Raw genomic sequence first — 20,922 nt, forward strand, 5'->3', positions numbered from 1 at the left:
ACTCGCCTGGTTCAACGCCCAGGGAATCGAGTGCCAGCGGGTGATGAGCGATAACGGCCCCGCCTACGTCTCCAAGGCGTTCGCCAAGGCCTGCCGCACCCTGGGGCTCCGGCACATTCGCACCAGGCCCTACACACCCAGGACCAACAGCAAGGCCGAACGGTTCATCCAGACCCTCTGCCGCGAGTGGGCCTACGGGATGCCGTTCCAGAACTCGCAGGAGCGAACCAGCTGGTTGCCCCGCTACCTGGCGATCTATAACCGCCTCAGGAAGCACTCAGCCCTGGGCTGGCGCTCGCCTCAGCAGCGGCTCTGTGAGCTGCTCTGCTGACGAACCTGGTGAGACACAACATCTAGCACCTATGGGCCAGCCGTGCCCAAGGTTGAAATGGTGAGTCGACTGGTTGTCGACCGACCTGATCTCACTGCATGACCAGTTCAGTCACAGTCCTGCTTGCATCGGTATTGCAGTAGCTGCTCTTAGCCTTGATAGTTTAGTTGGAACCCTGGGACATGGCCTGCTCTCAAGGTTTCCATGCTGGCGGAAGACCACACTGCTGTTGGTGATGATGATTCATCGTTTCGGGCCAATCCGCCTAGCTCGGGGAGCGGCCACTCACCACCGGCAGCGACTGCCAGTCCTTCCAGTCAAAATGCCACCACTCGGTGGCGAACGAACGGAAGCCGCGACGCTCCATCGCCTCCCGCAGGCGGCGCGCGTTGGTCGCACGTTCCATCGGGATGCCGGCCGCGTCCCCATGGGCAGCCTCGCTGAAGTCATCGAAGTCCGTCGGCATCGGCAACTCCTTGCCACGCCGATCCACCAGGGTCACATCCACCGCCGTGCCACGCGTGTGGCGCCCGGCGTTGACGGCAGGATCGGAGACGTAGCGGGGATCGCGGATCGTGTCCCACATCCGCTGCTGCACCGCCAGGGGGCGGTAGGCATCCCAGACCTTGAGACCCAGGCCCTCGGCCGCCAGATCCCGCTGCACCTGCTGCAGGGCCAGGGCCACGGGACAGCGCAACCGGGCATCAGGGGCGGGGTAGAGGCTGGTGCCGAGGAAGTTGTAGGGGCTGGCATAACGCAGCTCCAACAGTGGTCTGGGCTCCAGCGCCAGCAAGGGCACCAGAGCGATACCGCTGCAGCGCCATCCACCTGCAGCGGCGACCGACGCAGAGACTGGTGCTGCCCTGCCGGCCGTGGTGACGGTCAGCAGGGTCACCGCTGCAGCCAAGGCCCACGCCATCGCACCCACACACGGCCATCGGATTGCAGGCTATGCAGTGCGGACGAAAGCGGCACGGGCCCCGGGTCGGCCCTCGGCTGCTTACCTGATGCGCCAGTGGGGCTGGGAACGAGAAGAAGGTTGATCGGCTCGAAGAGTCCGGCCGCCAGGGTCAGCAAGCGACCTCCCTTCTCCCCGAAGCAAGGCTGGCTCAGCAAATTCTGCAGCTGTCCAATCAAAGGCACCCATCTCACTCCGTTAGGTGGTGCAGCAACTACTGGCCGTGGTCGAGGCGGGCTGGGCAGCGGCGCCAGACGGGGATCAGACCAAGGATCCTCAGCCCATGGGCGTGGCTCTTGCCAAAGAAGGCGCAAAAACCGTGGACAGCCCGAGCAACCGGCCCGGGCGGCAAGGAGGCCATTTCCTGCCAGTGCATGCGTACGGATGCCGCTGCTGGGATAGTCGCCCCACTCCCCCTCTCCGCCGAGCCCTGCCCGGAGGCCTGGCCCTACCTCGATCAGGCCGTGCTGCAGCCCAGCCGCAGCCGCCAGGTCTGCCTCACCTGCCACTGGTTCAGGCACCATGCTGCAGCCAGCTGCATCCCGCTGCTCACCTGCCGCCTGCACCACGGCCTGATCACCCACGGCGAGCACCTCACCCGCCGCTGCCAGGGCTGGACCGACGACATGGTGCGGCGGAAGGGCTGGGCGCCGGAAGGGGCATGACCAGCACCAGGGGGCAGGCCGCTGGGGCCAGCAAGCACCCGCCCCTCTCCCCGAAGGAGGGCTGGCTCAGCGACGGCCGCCGCGTGCTCCACTTCCGCCCGACCCACTGGGACCGCTGGAGTCAGCGGCTGGAGGTGACCAGCGGCGAGCTGCTGCCGGATCAGCCGGTGCCGCTGCTCAAGAACCGCAGGGAGCTGAGCCGCGAGGAGGCGCTCAGGCTCTGGACTGAGAAACGCGGGGAGAGTTGGCAGGTCTGTCCGCCGCAGCGGGCGCTGCGTGTGGAGCGGCAGCCGCGGGATGGACATCTGGTCACCAGCATGGGGAGATCTGCCAGGTCGCCGTGCTTCTGAACCCCTTCTGCCCGCTCACCACGGCCAAGGTGCTGGCCCTCAAGGCCACCGTCTTGCTGCTGCTGACGCTCTTGATCAAGGCCAGGGTGCAGATCGTGGCTGGCTCAGCCCTGGGGATTTCTCTGCTGCTGCTCCAGGTGCTGGTGTTTCTGGCCGTCAGCGGCACTCTGGTGCTGGCCGGTGGAGCCGCGCTTGTCGCCACGCAACATCGCCGGCCTGCAACGGCCTGATGTCGATCCAGGTCATGGGAGGCCCCGGAGCAGGGGAGCTGACAACTGAATCGATTTCCGCGAACAATGAACCCTGAACAGATTCAGAGCCTGGAGGTTCTCCTCCTGGCAATGCTGCCCGTGGCGCTGCTTTGGTGGCTTTGGGTTCGGATGCTTCGATGGTGATCGGTTCTACGTCGCTCAGTGCAGTGCGAGGAACCTGATGGGCGCGGTGCCGACGGAGTAGCTGCAACTCCTGGAATGCCAGGACATGGCGCTGGTCAGTAGAGAGGACTTGCTGGCGGAGTCGATCTGGAGCACCCAGTTCAGCACCAATCGACCGGGCTTGAGCACAACAAAGCCCGGAGTGTCGGCCCCGGGCGTTTGTCTGCTCAGCCGTGGTGCCGTCCCAAGGGGGTCGGGTGCAGCTGCGCGATTGGTTTGCTGGGCAACAGCCGTGATCGACAGATCAGGGTGTCTTCAGTTGTGGTCGGAGCTGCCGGCGCTGGTATCTGGGGTGGTGAAGTAGACGGCGACGACCTCTGAGCGTGATCTGATCGGTTCAGGGTTGTTCAATGCGGATGCCGGTGATGGGCATCACTGACGTGGGGGTGGGCATGCTCCAGCGGCGCATGGCGATGCTCATGGGCATGCCAGAACGGACTCTCGCAGGGGATGTCCGCCAGATCCTCCGGCGCATGCGTGTGGTCGTGATGGGGATCGCCTCCACGGGGATCGTGGCGGTGCCGATGAGCATGGCGTAGCTCCCCATGGCGATGCCAGTGGCTGTGCTGCTCCCGTAGCAGCAACACCACCCCGCCGGCCATCAGGGCAGCGGCCACCAGAAGCTGCGGCGTGAAGGGCTCCCGAAAGAAGGCCAGGGAGAACAGCGCACCGACAAAGGGGGCGGTCGAGAACAGCACCGCCTCGCGGGCGGCGCCGAGATCCCGCAGGGCCAACAGGTCGAGCCAGATCGAGAGGCCGTACCCCAGGGCCCCGATTCCCAGCAGCCCCAGGCAGACCGGGGCACTGGGAAAGCGGTGGCCGAGCAGCAGCGCCAGGGTGAGCATCGGCAGCGACGCCCCGGCCGCCTTGACGGTGGCGATCTGGACCGGATTGCGCAGGCTCAGGCGTTGGCTGAGGTTGTTGTCGATGCCCCAGGCCAGCGTCGCCAGGGCAATCAAGGCACTGCCTGCTCCGCTGGCTCCGCTGAGGGAGCCCTCGGAGATCACCACGGCCCCGGCGATCGTGAGACCAGCAGAAAGCAGACCGCAACGGCCGAGGTGCTCGCGCCCGAGCAATACGGCGATCGCCATGGTGAACACCGCTTCCAGGTTGAGCAGCAACGAGCTTGAGGCTGCGGGCAGGCGCGCCAGGCCCAGCACCAGGGCCAGCGGCCCCACCACGCCGCCGAGCAGGGTGAGGGCCGCCAGCGCCGGCCAGTCCTGCCGCCCCACAGGGGTTTCGGCCTCGGTGCCTCGGAGCAGGCGCACCACCAGGAGGGCCAGGGTGGCGCCCCCATAGAGCAGCCCGGCGATGCTCAGGGCCGAGCCAGCCCCGGTGAGGGTGCTGATCAGTGGTGCACTGATGCCGAAGAGGACGGCGGCCGCCAGGCCCGCCAGCTGACCGCGACGCTGCTGCTCAGCTGGCCTGGCCATCGATCTGCAGAACCCCTTTTATCCCCATGATCGGGGAAGTCAGAGAAGCGGGGCATCAGCTCGCGACTCCTGAAACCACGGCCCAGCAACGCCATGGTGATCTCGAGCACTCGGGCCCTTGCCATGGCAATGCTGCTGCACTGATAGGCGCGCGGGACTATGGGCCCTGCGCTACTCCCAGTAAGGGCTACCGACCATCGATCCGACCACCCTGCTGGGCCTCAGCGTCTGCCTGACCCTGATCGCCGCCCTCTACAGCAGCGTTGGCCAGGCCGGTGCTTCCGGCTTTCTGGCGGAGGTAGAACTGTTCGGAATGGCACCTGGCTGGGCTGTCTCAGCTCTAGGGACGACGGCCGGCCAGGGGGTTGCGCAAGATCGCGGTGTTGCCACTGAGCAGCAGTTCGCCACCACGCAGGCCCTGCAGGATCACAACCCGCTCTGCTGACTGCTCACCGATCACCACCTCAACGGGCTCGGCGACACCGCGCTGGTAACGGAACACCACCGGCGAACCATTGACAATCTGCACGGCGTCAGCCGGAACCGTGAAGCGTTGCGCGGAGGCAGGCACCTGCACAAACGCTGTCACCGCTGTGCCTGCAGGTGGCATCGCCGCATCGATCGTCTGGGCCCGCACAACAGTGACCCGATTGCCGCTGCCGCTATCGGGGGCTACCGCGATCACGCGGGCCCGCAGGTCCCGTGGACCAGCTTTCACCCGCAACAGCTCTCCCGCCCCCAGGCTGGAGGCCAGCACCGGCGAGACGAGGAAGCGCAGCTCGCTGCCCCGGGCATCGCTGATCAGGGCTATTTCCTCACCGACCTGAAGGACCGCACCGGGTGTGGCTTTCACGGCGGCGATCAGCCCCCGAATGGGGCTCCTGACCAGCAGGCGTCCCAGGCCATCAGGCCGCCCGATCGCCATGGCCTTGGCCGTTGCCGCCCGGGCTGAGGTGGCGGCCGTCGCCATCGCAAGCCGGCGGCTCTCCAGTTCCTGCGCCGACAGGGCTCCCTGCCGGGCCATGGGAACGGCCAGGCGGTACTGATATGCCAGCGATTGGGCCGTTGCCCGGGCAGCCTCAGCGTCCGCTTGCACCACCGCAGCGTCCGCACTGTGCACTTCGGCGATCCCATCACCGGCACGCACCGTCTGGCCTGGTGCCACCAGCAACCTCACAACGCGACCGGCCACGGGCATGCCCACAATGGAGCGCGAGCCCACGGCCGCTTCCACGAATCCGGAGATGGGTCGCGCCGTGCCCCGACTCACTTCCGGGCGGATGGTGGTGAGGCCCGAGCGGCGTAGTTGCTCACCACTGAACACCAGAGTGCTGTTGCGTTCGCTGCTCTCTGTTGCCGCCTTGCTGGTCGTGTCAGCACGGCCGCCGCTGTAGCGGCCCACTCCGATCCCCATCAGCAGGGATGCGGCAATGGCCAGAGGCCAAAGAACCCGAGGCTGACGCAGGCCAGCGCTGGCGGCTTGAAGGCTCGATCTCATGGTTGAAGCGCGGCAAGAGGGGATGACGGCACGCCGCTGGTGGGCAACAGCCAGGCGCCAAAGCGGGAATAGAGCGCCGGAATCACCAGCAAGGTGAGGGCGGTGGAGGTGATCAATCCCCCGAGCACCACGATGGCCAGGGGCTGCAGGATCTCATTGCCTGCCCCGAAGGCCAGGGCCAATGGAAGAGTGCCCAGAGCCGAAGAGAGGGCGGTCATCAGGATCGCGTTGAGGCGCTCCAGGCTTCCGCCTTCGATCACCGCCTGCAGCGGTTGGCCTTCGGCATGGCGGCGGTTGTAGTTGTCGACCAGCAGCAGGCCGTTGCGCACAGCCACGCCAAAGAGGGTGATGAAACCGATCAGTGACGCCACCGAGAGCACCCCACCGGTGAGCAGCACCGCGATCACCCCACCCACCAGGGCCAGGGGCAGGTTGAGCATGATCGCGGCGGTGGCCGGCAGAGATTTCACGGCCGCCACCATCAGCAGGGTGATCAGCACAGCGGCCACCAGGCTGTAGAGCACCAGGCTGCTGGTCGCCCGCTGTTCGGATTCGAACTGCCCGCCGTAGCGGATCGTGTAGCCCTGCGGCAGGCGCACCTCGCGGGCGACGCGGCGCTGGATGTCATCCACCACGCTGCCCAGGGCGCGGCCACTGACATTGGCCGACACCACGATCAAGCGCGAGACGTCTTCCCGGTTGACGACGTTGGCTCCAAGCCCTTCTTCCACCCAGGCCACGCTGCCGAGCGGCACCGTCATGCCGTTGGAGAACGCCACCGGCAGGGAGCGGATGGCGTCAAGGCTGGAGCGGCTGGCCGCGTCGAGCTGAACCAACACATCGCTGCGCACCGCGTCTTCTGCGACGTGGCCGACCACCTTTCCATTGAGCGCGATCTCCACCGCCTGGGCGAGCTCATCAATCGTCAGCCCAAGCGCCGCCGCCAGGGGCCTGTCGTAGTGGATCTGGATCTGGGGGATGGGGAGCTGAGGCTCCAGCTGCAGGTCCACCACCCCCGCAATCGGCTCCACCACCTTCACCACCTCTTCGCCGATGCGCCGCAGCTCACCCAGGTCGGTGCAGTAGATCTTGATGGCGATGGCGCTGCGCACACCGGAGAGCACCTCGTCCATGCGGTGGGAAATGAAGCCGCCGATGTTGGGTGCCACGCCCGGCAACCGCAGGAACGCCTTGCGTAGCTCAGCAATGGCAGCCGGGCGGTTGGCCATCGCCTGGTCGCTGAGCTCCACATCCACGTGGGCCAGATTCACGCCGGCGCCATCAGCGTCTCCGGGCGCTCTGCCGGTCCGCACCTGCACCCAGTCGAACAGGGGGTTGTTCTGCAACGAGCGGGTGAGGGCCAGCCCGGCGCGGTTGGTCATCTCCAGCGACACCCCGGGATAGAGCATCATCGAGTTGACCAGAGATTTCTCGCGGAACTCCGGCAGGAAGACCCGACCTAAAGCCGGGAGGATTGCGGTGGTGGCCACCACCAGCGCCAGGGCGACCGCGAGAAGCCGCTGCGGCCGAGTCATGGCCATGGCGAGCCAGGGCCGATACAGCCGCTCGCAGCGGGCAGCGAGCCAGGTGCTCTCCGGCGGCAGGGATACCGGTGCCAGAAGGATGGCGCAGAGCGCCGGGATCAGGGTGAGAGCCACCAGCGAAGAGGCGGCGATCGAGAACAGATAGGCCAGGCCCATCGGCGCGAAGATGCGCCCTTCCACTCCGGTGAGCGAAAAGATCGGCGCGAACACGATGATGATGATCAGGCTGGAGAAGAGAACCGGCTGGCGCACTTCCACCGAGGTTTCGAACACCACCTGCAGGGGCGACTTGGGGTTGCCCGCAGCCTGATTGCTGCGTAGGCCGCGATAGCAGTTCTCCATATCCACGATCGCATCGTCAACCACCGAACCGATGGCGACCACCAGGCCGCCCAGGGTCATGGTGTTGATGCCGATGCCGAGGGCCTTCATCAGCATCAGGCCGATCAGCAACGACAGGGGGATGGCACTGAGGCTGATCACCACTCCGCGCCAGTTCATCAGGAACAGCACGATCACCAGTGACACGATGATCACACCCTCGACCATCGCCGAGCTGACGTTCTTGATGGCTCGATCGATGAAGCCGCTCTGGCGGAAGGTGCCGTGAATCTGCACATCCGAAGGCAGGGTTCGGTTGAGGGCGCCAATCCTCTCCTCCACCGCACGGGTCACCGTGGGAGTGTCGACATCGGGCTGCTTGTTGACCATGAGCACAACCGCCGGCTGGCCGTTGAAACTGGCGTCACCCCGCTTGAGCGCCGCACCGCGCTTCACCTCGGCCAGGGTGGAGAGCAACACCGGCTGGCCTTGCTGATCACGCACGGCCACATCGGCCAGATCACTCACCTGGGTGATCTGGCCCATCGGCCGGATCAGCCGTTCCTGGCCACCACCAATCAGGAAGCCGCCCGGACTGGTGGCCATGGCTTCGGTAACACCTTGCATGACCGACTTGAGCGTGACGCCATGCACCTGCAGCTCATGGGGATCCAGCAGCACCTGGTGCTGCGGTTCCTCGCCGCCGTACACGGTGACTTGCGCAACACCAGGAACCGCCAGGATCGGGTTCCGGTACGAGCGCATCACCAGTTGATGCAGATCCAGCATGGAGGTGGCGCCATCACCCTTGAGCGTGAAGGCGTACTGGAGCACCGTCCCCAGGGGGGACACCAACGGAGAGATCTCCGGTACACCCGCATTCGCCGGAAGCTGCGACTCCACCTGCTGGATCCGTTCCGACACCGACTGACGGGCCCGGAAGATGTCGGCGTTCTGGTTGAACACCACCTGCACCATCGACAGGCCGGCCTTGGAAGAGGAGCGAACGGTCTCCACGCCGGCAATACCGTTCACTGCCGACTCGATCGGCAACGTGATGCGCATCTCCACCTCCTCAGGTGAGAGACCATCGGCGGTGGTCTGGACGTCCACCTGGGGTGGGGCAAACGGTGGGAAGACGTCCAGCGGCATCTGGGGCACCAGCACCAGACCCCACACAGTGATCACAACCGCAGCCACCACGATCAGCCAGCGGCGGGCAATCGAGAACCGCAGCGTGGTGTTGAGCAGCTTCTCGATCATTCGCCCTGCTTGCCGCGGCGCTGGATCAGCACCGCCCCTGCGGCGACCACCACAGCAACGCCGGCCGCTCCTGCGATCAACGGCAGGTTGCCCCTAGAGGTGGAATCGGCCTCTGGATTGGCCACTGCACCGGCCTCAGCCGCAGGAGCTTCCGCCTGCTGGGTTTTCTTCGATTCGGCGTACAGCGAAAGCGCACCCGACGTCACCACGTCATCGGTGGGATCGATCCCCTCCGTCACGACCACGCGGTCTCCCTGGCTGGCCCCGGTCTGCACGAACACTGGGTCGTAGGTCTTCCCGGTCTGCACGAACAGCAGGGACTTGCCATCGGCATCGACCAGTGCCGTGGCGGGCACGGTGAGGCCATCGGGGCCTTGCTCCGGTTTGACCGTGGCCACACCCAGTAGCCCATCGCTGTCGGCATTGCGTTTCACCTGGCGCACATCGCCCTGCTGCTGGAACTCATCACCATGGCCAACGTGGGCCATGGCCACAGGAGCCATCAGGGGGATGGCGACAAGAGCCGCGGTCGTGAGGCTGGTGCTGGCGGCGAGCCGCAGGATCCGGTTGCGCAAGACCCAGGGAGGCAAGGACTGGGCGCAGGATCGCGCAACCGGGATGAAAAACAGGTGAAATGGCCTGTGCTCACTAGCATCTGCCCGCTGGAGCCCACCCCTGATGCCGCTGCGGATCCTGCTGGTGGAAGACGAGGAGGATCTGGCCGTTGCCACCCAGGCCGTGCTTCAGCGTGAGGGACATGTGGTGGATCGCTGCTCCAGTGGTCTGGAAGGCTGGACCCTGCTGAGCGGTGAGCTCGCCCGCTACGACCTCGCCATCCTCGATTGGATGCTGCCGGATCTGAGTGGTGTTGACCTGTGCCGGCGGGCTCGGGCCGCTGGGATGGGCCTGCAGGTGCTGTTGCTCACGGCCCGCGCCGAGACGGCTGATCGGGTGGTGGGACTCGATGCGGGTGCTGATGACTACCTGAGCAAACCCTTTGCGATGGAGGAGCTGCTGGCACGGATCAGGGCCCTGCAGCGGCGCCACCCCGGCTACCGGGAGCCCTTGTTGTCGGCCGGAGGCTACCGATTGGATCCCAGGGCAGGCACGCTGCTGGTCTCCACCAGCACCGGCGAGGTGAGTGTGGATCTGTCGGGTAAGGAGCAGCAGTTGATGGCCTACTTCCTCGAGCACCCTGGCCAGACCATTCCCGGCTCCCGGCTGCGGAACGAACTCTGGGATCTGCATCAAGACCCGGTGAGCAATGTGGTGGCAGCCCAGGTCCGGCTGCTGCGGCGCAAGCTGGCGGCCTATGGTCTGCCCTCACCGATCGAAACCGTGCCCAGCAAGGGGTATCGCTTCGCTCCACTCGGGGGCAATGAGACTTGATCGATCACTGTGTCCCAGCGCCAGGATTGTTGTGGCGAGCCCGCCTGCGCTTTGCCGCTCTGTCATTGCTGGCGATGGGCACGCTGCTCTATGCCGCCGGCTTTGCCATGGGCCGGTTACTGCTGCAGACCCAGGAAACGGCGATCAGGCGTGAATTGCAGAGCCTGGCAGGCACGCTTCACGACAGTCTCAAACCCGCCTTGCCGCAGGAGGCCCGGCCATCCGGCGCCCTGGCTTCAGTCCTGCCGGGCCTCTGTTTGGTAGGCAAGCCCTGCATGCCCCCAAAGGATCTGATCCATCGGCACGCGATCAGTGCCAGCGATCCCGACCGCTACAAGCTGCGGGTCTTCGATCACCACGGGAACCTGATCGCCAGCTCCCCTGGCGCCTTACCGGTGGGGGGTAAACCTGGGCTGCTGGGCTGGGCCTTGACCGGTGAGGGGGCCGGAGAACGCTGGGGCACCTATGCGATTCACCTGCATCGCGCCAATGGCCCCGGCCAACCCGTCTGGGGCTACCTGCAGATCTCCAGCAGCCTGGCGCACCTCGATGCAGAGGCGAATCGCCTGTGGTGGATGGGCCATGGAGTCTTTGCCCTGGCGATGGCTGGTGTGGCCCTGGCCAGCTGGTGGCTTGCTGGGCTGGCCATGGCACCCCTGCTGGAGGCGTACCGGCGCCAGGAACAGTTCAGCGCCGATGTCGCCCATGAACTGCGAACACCACTGGCCAACCTGTTGGCCGTCGTGGAGGCTGAGCGCAGCACAGCCGAGCCTTCCACCAGCCACAGGCAGGTGGCCAGTCTGGATCGGGTCCTGGCGCAGGGCCGGAGGCTGCAGCAACTGATTGCCGATCTGCTCCTGCTCGCCAGCCTGGAGCGATCCTCCCCTCAGAGTCTCAGGGTGCCGTGTGATCTCACCGAGATCGTGATGGATGTGGTGGAGGAGTTCAGTGAAGCGGCCGCTGCTGCCGAGGTCAGCCTTAGGGCGGGGCATCTCACCCCCGGTGTCAGGGTTCTGGGCGTGGAATCGGAACTCAGCAGGCTGGCGATCAACCTGCTCAGCAATGCCATCCAGTACACCCCGGTCGGTGGTGTCGTCCACGTGACCCTGGAGCAGCAGAGCCGTGAGATCGTGCTGGCCATCAGCGACAGCGGGCCCGGAATCCCCGCCGATCAGCAGGCGAGGATCTTCGATCGCTTTACCCGGCTTGATCCGGCCCGCTCCCGGCAGCAAGGGGGCACGGGTCTGGGGTTAGCGATCGCCCAGGCGATCGCCCGTCGCCATGGTGGCGGGATCACAGTTCAGTCCGAAGCAGGGCAGGGGGCAGCGTTCATGCTCCGCCTACCCGCTGGCCACTGAGCGAGTCACACCAGTTGATCAGCCCGATCAGCCAGAGACTGCGGGGCAGGGTGGCTAGGGCATCGGTTGCCTACACGTATACATTTTTGTCTGGACGACAGGAGTGTCGATGGCCGCCAAGGGCCTGCGGCCCCATGGCCGCACTCAGAAGGGCATGGAGGAGATGATCGCCCTCTACCTGGCCGCCCAGTAGGAGAGCTGAGCCATGGGCAGCCAGCACGGGCACGGAGCAGAGCCTCGCGATCACAGCCACGGACCTGTCGATGATCACCATCACGGCCACAGCCATGTCCACCACGCAGGCCTCCACCAGTGACGCCCAGCTGTGCTGCACAACCGCCTACTGCGGCGAGGGATGGATTGGCCAACGTCCCCTGCGGTGACCCTCCCGGCAGAGGTCTTGGGCCTCCTCCACGTCCGGGTTGTGACTGCACAGGAGAGGGCGCAGCGAGAGCTGCCGGACCTTCGCTCCGCCGTGGACCTCACGGATGTAGTCGAATGGACTGCTGGGATCCCTGCGCAAGCGGAAACGGGATCGGCGGGCACGCAGTTCCTGAACGCATTGGTCCAAGAAGTTCAGGCGATGAGACCGGGAGAGGGGCATGACGCAGCGGCTGGGGCGAGCTCTGCAGATTGTTCCCGCTGTGCCGATCCAACGTGCGGACTACTCCGCACGTTTTGGCTCCAAGCGGCTCCAAGCAGCTACGACCCGCACCGACCCGTTGGACCTGTGGAAACCGCCAGAACCAAGGCCCAGACACAAGAAAGCCCCGCCGAAGCGGGGCAATCGAGGATGGCTCGGGGGAGACTTGAACTCCCGACCTTGGGGTTATGAATCCCACGCTCTAACCAGCTGAGCTACCGAGCCCCGGTGGTTGGAGTTTAGACGATGGCCTGTTGGGGCCTGGACGCGACGGGCTTCAGGCGCGACCGGGAAGGAACTGAAGCGGATTCACGGCCCCCTGGCCAGGGGGGTGGATCTCGAAGTGGAGGTGGGGACCGGTGCTGCGGCCGGTGCTGCCCATGTAGCTGATCACCTGGCCCTGGGCGACGACCTCTCCGGAACGCACGGCCAGGCGGCTGTTGTGGGCGTAGCGGGTGAGGGTGCCGTCGGGGTGGCGGATCTCCACCAGGTAGCCGTAGCCACCGTCATGCCAACCGGAGGACACCACCTGGCCGCTCTGGGCGGCGACGATCGGCGTTCCGACGTTGTTGGCGACGTCGATGCCCTTGTGCATGCGACCCCAGCGCCAGCCGTAGCCCGAGGAGAACACCCCCTGGGTGGGCCAGATCCAGCCGCTGCTGAAGGGACGGTTCGGATCGGTGTTGGGCTGGGGGTCGCCGCCGAAGTTGGGCAGCTCGGGCCAGCTGAGGCCGCCGCTGGTGGTGGGGCTGAGGCCGAGCACCATGCGGCTGCGGCCGGGGGACGACTGGGCCAGGCGGATCTGGGTGCCCACCACCAGGCGGGCGGCCTCCAGGCCGGGGTTCAGGCGCAGCAGCTCGGCGATGGTGCGGTTGGTGCGGTTGGCGAGGTCCACCAGGCTCTCGCGGCTGCGCACCCGGGTGCTCTCTTCCGCCACCGGGCTGGGGGGCGCCTGCAGGGGCGGCGTGCGGCGCAGCTCGCTGGTGTCGATGGCGGCGAGCTGCTTGACCTGGCGGCTGGACTGGCTGGGGAGCACCAGCCAGTCGCCGGGCTTGAAGGCGTGGTCCTCGTTGACGTCGTTCAGGCGGGCCAGGCGGGTCTCATCGAGGGCCAGCTGGCTGGCGAGCTGTTCGATGGCCACTTCGGAGCGGACCTTGACCCAGAGACGGTCGGTGCTGGGCAGCGCGGCGATCAGCTCGGCGGGCGCTGCGGGCTCCAGAGCGGAGACGGGAGTGCTGGGCTCCTGGGCGAAGTCGGGGAGGGGAAGGGAGGAACGGGAATCAGCGAGGCCGGGAATGGCCACGGCGCCGGCGACACCGAGCAGTGATGTGCCCGCCAGCGTGATCGTGAGCAGTTTGGAAGGCTTCATGCAGGTTCACCCATCGGACAAGACCCGGTGGAGAAGCCGACATCCCCGAGCCGCGCAGAATGTAACCGCTGGAACCTGCGCCAGCAAGTTGCCATGGTCACTGTTTTTGTCGGCTGGTTGGAAAATCACCACAGCCGCCAACCCTAGGTGGTAGGCCGGGTGGCACCCCTGCCGGTAGTGCCCTGACCACGATCCCGGCCCCGCGCGGCACCACCCACGCCGGCCGGTGAGACAGGCTCCTCAGGCTTCCACCGGTCCCAGGGGATCCGCTTCCCAGTCCAGCTGGCGCAGGGCCTCGAACAGCACCACCCCCACCGCCACCGAGAGGTTCAGGCTGCGCACGCCTCCGCCGTTCTCAAGTGAGCCCCGCATTGGGATCGTCAGCCTGGCGTCGGCCTCGGCCAGCAGTTCGGGCGGCAGGCCATCGCTCTCACGGCCGAACAACAGCCAGTCGTCGGTTCGGTAAACCGTACGGTGATAGGGCTGGCTGGCGTGGCGGCTCAGGGCCAGCAGCCGGCCGCCGCGCTCGCTGCGGTGCCGCTGAAACGCCTCCCAGTCGGTGTGGCGATGCAGCGGCACCCAGGGCCAGTAATCGAGGCCGGCGCGCTTGAGCGTGCGGTCGCTGATCTCGAAGCCGAGGGGTTCGATCAGGTGCAGTTCGCTGGCGGTGGCGGCGCAGCTGCGGGCGACGTTGCCCGTGTTGGGCGGGATCTCGGGCTGGAACAGCACGACGCGGGGCATGGACCGGGGTCGACTGGGGCCGATCCTCAGGCGTCGTCGGGCACGGGCAGGCCCAGGGCCAGCAGATCCAAGGCGCGACCCTGCACCACCAGCCACGCCTGCCGGCTCACGGCCACCAGGCGCCGCTCCAGCCGCCCCAGGCGATCGCGGAACAGTCCGCCGATGGCCGTGGGCGGCACCACGCCCCAGCCGGTCTCCTCACACACCAGCAGCACGGGCAGATCCAGAGCCTGCAGCGCCTCCACCAGCTCGCCCTCGCACTGGCGCCAGGCTTCGCTCTCCAGCTCGAGGTGGTGGGCGAGCCAGGTGCCGAGGGCGTCGATCAGCAGCACGGGCGGCTCCCCCTGGCGGGGCTGCTCCGCCAGCTGCCGCAGCGCAGCGGCCAGCTCACCGCCCGCCTCCAGGGTCTGCCAGCTGCCCGGACGGCGGCGGCGATGGCGCTCGAGTCGCTGCTGCCAGCTGGCATCGCCCGCCCGCTCGGGCCCGGTGGCCACGTAGAGCACCGGATGGCCACTCGCGGCGGCCAGGTGCTCGGCCCAGCGGCTCTTGCCGCTGCGGCTCGGCCCGGTGACCACCACCAGCCCCGCCGCGGGCAGGGCTGGCGCCGGAGCGTCAGCCGCCACCGTTCATGTTGCGCAGGGTCGCCACCGAGGACGGCGAGACGCGGTTGAGGTAGCGGAAGATCCAGTACTTGAAAATCGTGGCCAACACCACCGGGAAGGTGGCGATGAACAACATGATGAAGTGCTCCTGGTGGGGCAGGCCCAGGTGCTCCTCCACCCCCTCCAGCAGCACCGACCAGCCCTCCGGGCTGTGGAAGCCCACGAAGATGTCGGTGAACAGGATGATGGCGAAGGCCTTGGCGCTGTCGCTCAGGCCGTAGACGGCCTCATCGATGAAGCCGCGCAGCACCTGAATCTCGCGCCGCCCCAGCAGGCACACCAGGGCAAAGCCCAGCAGCGCGGCGCCATCGCCCAGGATGTTCTTGATCGCCTCGGTGCTCTCCCCGTCGGCCTCCTCCTTGAGCTCCTTGGCCCGGTCGGTGAGGCGCTCATGCATCTCCTCGTTGGTGTAGGGCTCGCGGCCCTTCAGCAGCGCATCGAATTCCAGCTCCGCCTTGAAGACGCGCAGCCGCTCGACGGCCTTCTCCTCGAGCTGGGGCTTGGTGAAGCTCAGGAACGGCACATCGGGCGCGAAGCGATCCACCAGCGGTGAGATCACCACAGAACGGCTGAGCTGCTGCACGAGCAGGGGCACCAGCACCAGCAGCAACAGGATCCGCAGCGACACCAGCGTTGAGTCGCGGCGGCGCCGGAAGCCGGCCACCACCGTGGCCTCGGCCTCCGGGTCGAGCTGGCGGCGCATGCCGTCGAACACCCCCAGCAGGCTGCGGGGGAGCATCTCCGGGGCCCGCGACATGGCCGGCAGGCTGGAGGGGTTGCGGCCGTAGCGGGCGGTGACCACCTCGATCAGGTGCAGCTGGCGCTGCTCCTGGGCATCGAGTTCGGCCCGGTGCTGTTCCAGGCCCTCAAGCGTGTCGCGGCAGATCTGCAGGGCCGTGCGGAAGCGGCGCAGCATCTGGGCCTGGGTCTGGCGCGGAATGCTCAGCTCCAGCTCGGGACGCACCGGCCGGTCGTTGTAGTACTCGAGCTCCAGGCCCTGGATCAGCAGCGCCGCCTCGTAGGCCTTCTCCAGATCGCTGCTGATGTCGGTGTTGCTGGCCCGCTCGAAGCGGGCCGTCCAGTCGGTCAGGCCCATGGATGGATCAGCGGGAGAAGATCCACCAGGTGATCATCGGCACCAGGGTTCCCACCACCAGCAGCACCACCACCCACAGGAAGGCGTTGCTGCTGGCGGTCTCCTCGGCGGTGGGGATGTTGGTCTCCACCGGCAGACGCTCGATCAGCTGGGGCGGGCCGGGATCCGCCTCGCCCTGGAGCACGGTCTGCAGGCGGCCGAGGGCATCGATCGAGGCCTGGCGGTAACGGGCCCCCTCACGCAGGGGCAGGCCCATGGTGCTCGTGCCGGTGCTGGCGAGCAGGCTCCGGGGCAGGGTGTCCGCCAGGTCGGGGGACGCCACCACGGCGCCGCTGTTGTTCTGGGATTCGATCAGCAGCAGCAGCTGGCCTGTGCTCCCCTCGGGGTCCTGGGCCTTCCAGCGCTCCAGCAGCTGCTGGCCGAGGTCCTCCAGGGACAGGCCGTAGTCGAGCCGGCGCAGGGTCACCAGCCGGGCCTGCACCTGCTGTTGATCCAGCTCCGCCAGGCGTTTCTCCAGATCCGAGGCGGCGGCGCGGCTGAGCAGATCCGCCGTGTCGAGCACGTGGGCCGCGGGCGGCGTCTCGGGGAAATCCTGGGGGCCCGTGGCGAGGGCAGCCGGGGCCTGGGCCAGGCCCAGCAGCAGGGCGAGGGCCAGCAGCAGGCCCTGGAAACCGCGCCAGGCCCGCTGCGGCAGGGCTGGCGTCGACAGGCGAGGGAGTCCCATGGGGTCCGGGGAGGAAGGGGCCAGGGGGGAGAAACACAGCATCCGCTAAGTCTGCCGTCAGGCGGCACGGCTGTCGCGCGTCAGGCGCAGAAGCCGTCGCGGCTCAGCTGGCCAGGCTGTCGCGGTGCAGCAGGGCCACCACCTCGAGGATCTGCTCGGCCCGGCCGTCGGCCAGGGCCAGCCGCTGGCCGAGCTCCTGCAGGAACTGCTGCTCGTTCGGCGACACGCTCCGGTCCGCCCACACCAGCTGGGCCGCCAGGGCCAGGGACGTCTCCCGCTGGCCGACATCGAGGAGGGGGATAGCGGCATTGACCAGATGGCCCCAGCCACCGGCGTGCAGCTGCTCCAGCAACACGTCGAACAGCTCGCCCATGGCCTGCTCCGAGAGGCCGCGGTAGGGGGTGCGGTACTCCAGGGCCTGGCGCAGGGCCCGCGCCTCCTGGCGCCCCAGGGTTCCGTCGCAGGCCACGGCGGCCAGGGCCACCGCCGCGAAGGCCTCGGGGGCGGTGCGGATGGCGCCCTGGGCCCCGGGATCCGTGGTGGCGGATCCGGCCGCTGATGCTGAGGTCTCGCCCATGCCGTCGTGGTCGCTGCCTGTATTCCAGCAGGGCCGTCCGGGCAGCGCAGCGGCCGGTGTGGCTGTGAGAACGTGGCCACCAACGCGGCGGCGGATCAGCGATGGGGTTGGGGGCGCGGCTGAGCCTGGCGGCGGGGGTGCTGGGGCTGGCCCTCTGCCTGCTCAACCAGTTCACCGCCCCGGGCCTCACGCCCGCCCTCGAGCGGGCCGGCGTGCTGGCCAGTGTGCTGGCGGTGGGGCTGATGCTCGTGGCGATCCTCTGGACCCGGGCCATGCCCGCGGCGCCGGAGCGGGTGGCCCTGCCGGGCGAGCAGGGCCTGGAGCTTGCCCCGGACCTGCCCGAAGCGCTTCGCCAGGAGCTGGGCTGGGGCAGCCAGCTGCTGCTCACCGCCACCCCCGGCGCCTCGCTGCTGCTGCACTGGCGCGGCCGCACCCTGCTGCGGCGCGGCCTGCTGGACCCCCGGCCATTTGCACCGGGGGCCATCTGCCAGAGGGCCCTGGCCACGGGCCGGCCCGTCTCGCTGGTGAACCTGGCCCTCTACCCCGGCCGCGGGGAATTCGCCGGACTGCCGGAGGGGATCCCGGCGGTGATCGTCCAGCCGATCGGCGGCGAGGGGATCCTGCTGCTGGCGGGCTGGTCGCCGCGCTGCTTCAGTCGCAGCGATGAGACCTGGCTGGAGGGCTGGGCTCGCAAGCTCAGAACGCCACTGGAGCAGCTGGCTTGCGCGCCTTCGTCCCCCCCGCCCCCGGCGGCGGCAGGGTGAGCTGCGAATTCACCCGACCCCCCGGCGTCGTGAACACCGCCTGGCCCTGCTTGCCGATCGCACCGTCGAGGCGCGCGGCGCGGGTCACCTGCTTGTAAGCGGAGCGGTTCAGCACCACATCCCCCACCGCCTCGAAGCGGCCCGTGCTCCAGTTCCAGCGGCAGGTCTGGGCCCGCAGGCTCTCGCCCGGCTGCTGCAGGTCGCAGCCAGCGGGCACCACCACCAGCTCCCGCTGGAGGTCGATGTCCAGGGCGTTGCCCTGGAGAGCCAGCTTGTCGAGCTGACCGCGGAAGGGGGTGGCGGTGCGCAGGGTCTGGCCGGCGAGATCCCAGCGGCTGCGCTCGGCCTCCAGCCAGCCCTTGCGGCCCGGATCGCTCACCCGCACGGGCGCCAGCAGGTCCACGAAGCCCTGGCGCAGATTCCCCTCCAGGGCACTGGCCGTGATCACCTGGCCGTCGCTGCGGCGGCCCCGCACCGGCCCGGCGGCCTGGAGCAGGCCACTGCCCGGCGACCAGTCGGCCCTCCGGACCGTGAGGATCTCCTGGGCGGCCGGGCGGGGCGCCGGTTCGGTGGTGGGCGATGCGGTGGCCGCTGTAGTCGCCGCTGCTGCGGTGCCCCTATCGCTGGCTGCCTTGGTGCGGCTGGGGTCCCAGCGCTCCAGCTGGGGCTGGCCGCGCAGTTCCAGGCGATCCTGCTGCAGCAGGAAGCGGGCCTTGTTGGCCGTGAGCCGGGAGAGGCGGTCCGTCGCCACCGCCTTGGCATCCATCACCATCAGCTCCTGGCGGGGCAGCCAGCGCACCTGCTGGGAGCGGATCAGCACAGGGTCCTTGCCCAGCAGGGTGATGCGCACATCCCCCTCCAGCTGGATCAGCTCGCCGTCGTTGAGCACCGTGCCCACACGGGCCGACACGCGGTAGTGGGGTTTGCCGCGCAGGTAGGTCACCCCCTGGAGGTTGCGGGCCTGGGCCAGGCGGCGCTCGATGTCGTAGCGGGCCTCGGGGCTGGTGAGCTCCCAGGCCGGCTCGCCCTTGGCGTTCTGCTGGCGCAGGTTGAGGGAGCGGAACACGAACGGCTCGGGGGCCTGCTTCTTGGGCGGTGGCTGCACGCAGCTAGCCAGGGAAACAAGGGCCAGCGGAGCCAGCGCGCGGAGACGTCGCCCCATCACAGGGGGGCGTCCAGTTCGAGCCGGGCCATCACCGGCGAGGGCTCCGGCAGGGGGGCACTGGGCACCAGGCCGCCCCAGGCCAGCTGCTCCAGCCAGGGCCTGCCGCCAGGGGTGCCGCCCTCGGACGTCGCTCCCCAGCGGGTGCCGATCCCCGACTCCAGCGGCGTCTGGCCGAGCTGCGCGAGCATCCGCGCCGAGAGCTCCGGCAGCAGCGGCGCCAGCAGCAGGCCCACGTGGCGGGCGGCCTCCAGCACGGCATAGAGGTCGGCGGCCACCTGATCGCGGCTGCCCTCCTGCTTCATGCGGCTCCAGGGGGCCTGCTCGTTGAGGTAGCCGTTGGCGGCGATGGCCAGCTGCAGGGCGGCCTCGGCGGCGCTGCGGAACTCCAGGGCCTCCAGGCCGGCCAGGGCCTGGCTGCGGGCGGTGGCGGCCGCCTGGGCCAGGGGGTGGGTGGGCTCCAGGCCGCCGCCGGCGGGGGGCACGCTCTCCTCGAACCAGCGGCGGGCCATGGCGCTGGTGCGGTTGAGCAGGTTGCCGATCGTGTTGGCCAGATCGTTGTTCACCAGGTCGGTGAAGCGCTGCTGCTGGAAGTCGCCGTCGTCGCCGAAGGGGATGTCGCGCAATAGATACCAGCGCACCGCATCGCGGCCGCAGCGCTCCAGCAGCTCCGCCGGATCGAGCACATTCCCCAGCGATTTGCCCATCTTCTGGCCCTCGCGGGTGAGGAAGCCGTGGCCGAACACCTTCCCCGGCAGCTCCAGCCCCGCCGACAGCAGCATCGCCGGCCAGTACACGGCGTGGAAGCGCAGGATGTCCTTGCCGATCACGTGCACCGAGGCGGGCCAGCCGCGGGCGATCGCCGCCTCCAGATCCGGCTCCTCACCGGGTTCGAGCAACGCCGTGAGATAGCCCAGCAGCGCGTCGAACCACACATAGAAGGTGTGGCCCTCGTGGCCGGGCACCGGGATGCCCCAGGGCAGGTTCACCCGCGAGATCGAGAAGTCGCGCAGACCCTGCTTCACGAAGTTCTCCACCTCCCGGCGGCGGCTGGCCGGCTGGATGAAGCCCTCGCGGGCGATCAGCGCCTCGATCGCCTGCTGATAGCGCGAGAGGCGGAAGAAGAGGTTCACCTCATCGCGCCATTCCAGCGGCCGCTTGTGGGTGGGGCACTCCGGATCCTGGGCCTCGTGGGGATCGTCCTTGAACTCCTCACAGGCCACGCAGTACCAGCCCTGCTGGCGGCCCTCCACGATGTCGCCGCTGGCCTCCACCCGCGCGAAGAACTGCTCCACGATGCGGCGATGGCGCGGGTCGGTGGTGCGGATCAGCCGGTCGTTGCTGATCTGCCAGCGCTCCCAGAGCTCCCGGTACTGGGCGCTGACGGCGTCGCAGTGGGCCTGGGGGCTGAGGCCGGCCGCCTCGGCGGTGCGCTGGATCTTCTGGCCGTGTTCATCGCAGCCGGTGATGAAGATCACGGGCTCACCTTTCAGCCGCTGGTAGCGGGCCACCGCATCACAGGCCAGGGTTGTGTAGGCGCTGCCCAGGTGTGGCTTGTCGTTGACGTAGTAAAGCGGCGTGGTGAGGGTGAAGGTCATGCGGCTGTCAGGCTGGCCGGGCGGTTCAGCCCCTAGCCGGGG

The 20,922-nt window shown here is 68.1% G+C and carries 20 protein-coding genes and 1 tRNA gene; 7 read left to right on the forward strand and 14 right to left on the reverse strand.

Annotation, left to right across the window (positions count from 1 at the left end; all coding sequences use genetic code 11):
* Positions 1–331, forward strand: a 331-nt coding sequence (locus ACLV7J_RS10855; protein ID WP_411869117.1) for an integrase core domain-containing protein, incomplete at its 5' end; no start/stop codon positions are given.
* A gap of 265 nt (positions 332–596) precedes the next feature.
* Here ACLV7J_RS10855 and ACLV7J_RS10860 read toward each other — a convergent pair.
* A complete protein-coding gene (locus tag ACLV7J_RS10860) occupies positions 597–1,130 on the reverse strand; it encodes a M15 family metallopeptidase (protein ID WP_411869118.1) in 534 nt (177 codons plus the stop codon).
* A 533-nt stretch (positions 1,131–1,663) separates the two neighbouring features.
* Here ACLV7J_RS10860 and ACLV7J_RS10865 point away from each other — a divergent pair.
* Genes ACLV7J_RS10865 through ACLV7J_RS10875 form a run of 3 tightly spaced genes read left to right on the forward strand, consistent with a single transcriptional unit; the run spans position 1,664 to position 2,534 of the window.
* Positions 1,664–1,954, forward strand: a complete 291-nt coding sequence (locus ACLV7J_RS10865) for a galactose oxidase (protein WP_411869119.1) — start codon at positions 1,664–1,666, stop codon at positions 1,952–1,954.
* Positions 1,951–2,304 carry a DUF1651 domain-containing protein gene (locus tag ACLV7J_RS10870; RefSeq protein WP_411869120.1) on the forward strand — a complete coding sequence of 118 codons (354 nt, stop codon included), beginning with the start codon at positions 1,951–1,953 and terminating at the stop codon, positions 2,302–2,304. The genes ACLV7J_RS10865 and ACLV7J_RS10870 overlap by 4 nt, the downstream gene beginning before the upstream one ends.
* On the forward strand, positions 2,295–2,534 hold the full coding sequence (locus ACLV7J_RS10875) for a hypothetical protein (RefSeq protein WP_411869121.1): 240 nt from the start codon (positions 2,295–2,297) through the stop codon (positions 2,532–2,534). The genes ACLV7J_RS10870 and ACLV7J_RS10875 overlap by 10 nt, the downstream gene beginning before the upstream one ends.
* Positions 2,535–3,085: 551 nt before the next feature.
* Here the strand turns inward: ACLV7J_RS10875 and ACLV7J_RS10880 are convergent.
* The 4 genes from ACLV7J_RS10880 to ACLV7J_RS10895 form a co-directional block, all read right to left on the reverse strand.
* A complete protein-coding gene (locus ACLV7J_RS10880; RefSeq protein ID WP_411869122.1) occupies positions 3,086–4,171 on the reverse strand; it encodes a DMT family transporter in 1,086 nt (361 codons plus the stop codon).
* 340 nt (positions 4,172–4,511) lie between these two features.
* The gene (locus ACLV7J_RS10885; protein ID WP_411869123.1) at positions 4,512–5,585 is read right to left on the reverse strand and encodes an efflux RND transporter periplasmic adaptor subunit; all 1,074 of its coding nucleotides are present in this window, start codon (positions 5,583–5,585) and stop codon (positions 4,512–4,514) included.
* 80 nt (positions 5,586–5,665) lie between these two features.
* The gene (locus ACLV7J_RS10890) at positions 5,666–8,797 is read right to left on the reverse strand and encodes an efflux RND transporter permease subunit (protein ID WP_411869124.1); all 3,132 of its coding nucleotides are present in this window, start codon (positions 8,795–8,797) and stop codon (positions 5,666–5,668) included.
* Positions 8,794–9,372, reverse strand: coding sequence for a hypothetical protein (locus tag ACLV7J_RS10895; RefSeq protein WP_411869125.1), 579 nt, complete (start codon positions 9,370–9,372; stop codon positions 8,794–8,796). The genes ACLV7J_RS10890 and ACLV7J_RS10895 overlap by 4 nt, the downstream gene beginning before the upstream one ends.
* 103 nt (positions 9,373–9,475) lie before the next feature.
* On the opposite strand from ACLV7J_RS10895, the gene rppA reads away from it, so the two are divergent.
* Positions 9,476–10,186 carry a two-component system response regulator RppA gene (gene rppA, locus ACLV7J_RS10900; RefSeq protein ID WP_411869126.1) on the forward strand — a complete coding sequence of 237 codons (711 nt, stop codon included), beginning with the start codon at positions 9,476–9,478 and terminating at the stop codon, positions 10,184–10,186.
* A 29-nt stretch (positions 10,187–10,215) separates the two neighbouring features.
* Entirely contained in the window at positions 10,216–11,544 is a 1,329-nt protein-coding gene (rppB, locus tag ACLV7J_RS10905; protein ID WP_411869127.1) for a two-component system sensor histidine kinase RppB, read from the forward strand.
* 794 nt (positions 11,545–12,338) lie between these two features.
* Here rppB and ACLV7J_RS10910 read toward each other — a convergent pair.
* The 7 genes from ACLV7J_RS10910 to ACLV7J_RS10940 all read right to left on the reverse strand — a co-directional run bounded on the left by ACLV7J_RS10910 (position 12,339) and on the right by ACLV7J_RS10940 (position 17,356).
* Positions 12,339–12,412, reverse strand: a tRNA-Met gene (locus ACLV7J_RS10910).
* A 52-nt stretch (positions 12,413–12,464) separates the two neighbouring features.
* The gene (locus tag ACLV7J_RS10915; protein ID WP_411869128.1) at positions 12,465–13,556 is read right to left on the reverse strand and encodes a peptidoglycan DD-metalloendopeptidase family protein; all 1,092 of its coding nucleotides are present in this window, start codon (positions 13,554–13,556) and stop codon (positions 12,465–12,467) included.
* 240 nt (positions 13,557–13,796) lie between these two features.
* Positions 13,797–14,297: a tRNA (cytidine(34)-2'-O)-methyltransferase gene (locus ACLV7J_RS10920; protein ID WP_411869129.1), complete on the reverse strand. Its 501-nt coding sequence runs from the start codon at positions 14,295–14,297 to the stop codon at positions 13,797–13,799.
* A gap of 26 nt (positions 14,298–14,323) precedes the next feature.
* Positions 14,324–14,920 carry a bifunctional adenosylcobinamide kinase/adenosylcobinamide-phosphate guanylyltransferase gene (gene cobU, locus ACLV7J_RS10925; RefSeq protein WP_411869130.1) on the reverse strand — a complete coding sequence of 199 codons (597 nt, stop codon included), beginning with the start codon at positions 14,918–14,920 and terminating at the stop codon, positions 14,324–14,326.
* Positions 14,910–16,055 (reverse strand): proton extrusion protein PcxA, encoded by a 1,146-nt coding sequence (pxcA, locus tag ACLV7J_RS10930; protein WP_411869131.1) that lies wholly within the window; start codon positions 16,053–16,055, stop codon positions 14,910–14,912. The genes cobU and pxcA overlap by 11 nt, the downstream gene beginning before the upstream one ends.
* Positions 16,056–16,062: 7 nt before the next feature.
* Positions 16,063–16,779: a photosystem II repair protein Psb32 gene (gene psb32, locus ACLV7J_RS10935; protein WP_411869132.1), complete on the reverse strand. Its 717-nt coding sequence runs from the start codon at positions 16,777–16,779 to the stop codon at positions 16,063–16,065.
* A gap of 103 nt (positions 16,780–16,882) precedes the next feature.
* On the reverse strand, positions 16,883–17,356 hold the full coding sequence (locus ACLV7J_RS10940; RefSeq protein ID WP_411869133.1) for a tellurite resistance TerB family protein: 474 nt from the start codon (positions 17,354–17,356) through the stop codon (positions 16,883–16,885).
* A gap of 101 nt (positions 17,357–17,457) precedes the next feature.
* Here ACLV7J_RS10940 and ACLV7J_RS10945 point away from each other — a divergent pair, with 101 nt between their 5' ends.
* Positions 17,458–18,120: a cofactor assembly of complex C subunit B gene (locus ACLV7J_RS10945; RefSeq protein ID WP_411869134.1), complete on the forward strand. Its 663-nt coding sequence runs from the start codon at positions 17,458–17,460 to the stop codon at positions 18,118–18,120.
* Here the strand turns inward: ACLV7J_RS10945 and lptC are convergent.
* Both lptC and metG read right to left on the reverse strand, forming a co-directional pair.
* Positions 18,053–19,225, reverse strand: coding sequence for an LPS export ABC transporter periplasmic protein LptC (gene lptC, locus ACLV7J_RS10950; RefSeq protein ID WP_411869135.1), 1,173 nt, complete (start codon positions 19,223–19,225; stop codon positions 18,053–18,055). The genes ACLV7J_RS10945 and lptC overlap by 68 nt on opposite strands.
* Positions 19,226–19,281: 56 nt before the next feature.
* Positions 19,282–20,880 (reverse strand): methionine--tRNA ligase, encoded by a 1,599-nt coding sequence (gene metG / locus ACLV7J_RS10955; RefSeq protein ID WP_411869136.1) that lies wholly within the window; start codon positions 20,878–20,880, stop codon positions 19,282–19,284.
* Positions 20,881–20,922 lie beyond the last annotated feature (42 nt).

Origin of the sequence: Vulcanococcus limneticus LL, from assembly GCF_943369875.1 — a bacterium.
Taxonomy (GTDB): Bacteria; Cyanobacteriota; Cyanobacteriia; order PCC-6307; family Cyanobiaceae; genus Vulcanococcus; species Vulcanococcus limneticus_A.

Excerpts from the sequence above, each read along its gene's own strand:
- ACLV7J_RS10865 (WP_411869119.1), top strand. The coding sequence starts at position 1,664 with ATGCGTACGGATGCCGCTGCTGGGATAGTCGCCCCACTCCCCCTCTCC.
- ACLV7J_RS10870 (WP_411869120.1), top strand. The coding sequence starts at position 1,951 with ATGACCAGCACCAGGGGGCAGGCCGCTGGGGCCAGCAAGCACCCGCCC.
- ACLV7J_RS10880 (WP_411869122.1), bottom strand. The coding sequence starts at position 4,171 with ATGGCCAGGCCAGCTGAGCAGCAGCGTCGCGGTCAGCTGGCGGGCCTG.
- ACLV7J_RS10885 (WP_411869123.1), bottom strand. The coding sequence starts at position 5,585 with ATGGGGATCGGAGTGGGCCGCTACAGCGGCGGCCGTGCTGACACGACC.
- ACLV7J_RS10890 (WP_411869124.1), bottom strand. The coding sequence starts at position 8,797 with ATGATCGAGAAGCTGCTCAACACCACGCTGCGGTTCTCGATTGCCCGC.
- rppA (WP_411869126.1), top strand. The coding sequence starts at position 9,476 with ATGCCGCTGCGGATCCTGCTGGTGGAAGACGAGGAGGATCTGGCCGTT.
- ACLV7J_RS10915 (WP_411869128.1), bottom strand. The coding sequence starts at position 13,556 with ATGAAGCCTTCCAAACTGCTCACGATCACGCTGGCGGGCACATCACTG.
- ACLV7J_RS10920 (WP_411869129.1), bottom strand. The coding sequence starts at position 14,297 with ATGCCCCGCGTCGTGCTGTTCCAGCCCGAGATCCCGCCCAACACGGGC.
- pxcA (WP_411869131.1), bottom strand. The coding sequence starts at position 16,055 with ATGGGCCTGACCGACTGGACGGCCCGCTTCGAGCGGGCCAGCAACACC.
- psb32 (WP_411869132.1), bottom strand. The coding sequence starts at position 16,779 with ATGGGACTCCCTCGCCTGTCGACGCCAGCCCTGCCGCAGCGGGCCTGG.
- ACLV7J_RS10940 (WP_411869133.1), bottom strand. The coding sequence starts at position 17,356 with ATGGGCGAGACCTCAGCATCAGCGGCCGGATCCGCCACCACGGATCCC.
- ACLV7J_RS10945 (WP_411869134.1), top strand. The coding sequence starts at position 17,458 with ATGGGGTTGGGGGCGCGGCTGAGCCTGGCGGCGGGGGTGCTGGGGCTG.
- metG (WP_411869136.1), bottom strand. The coding sequence starts at position 20,880 with ATGACCTTCACCCTCACCACGCCGCTTTACTACGTCAACGACAAGCCA.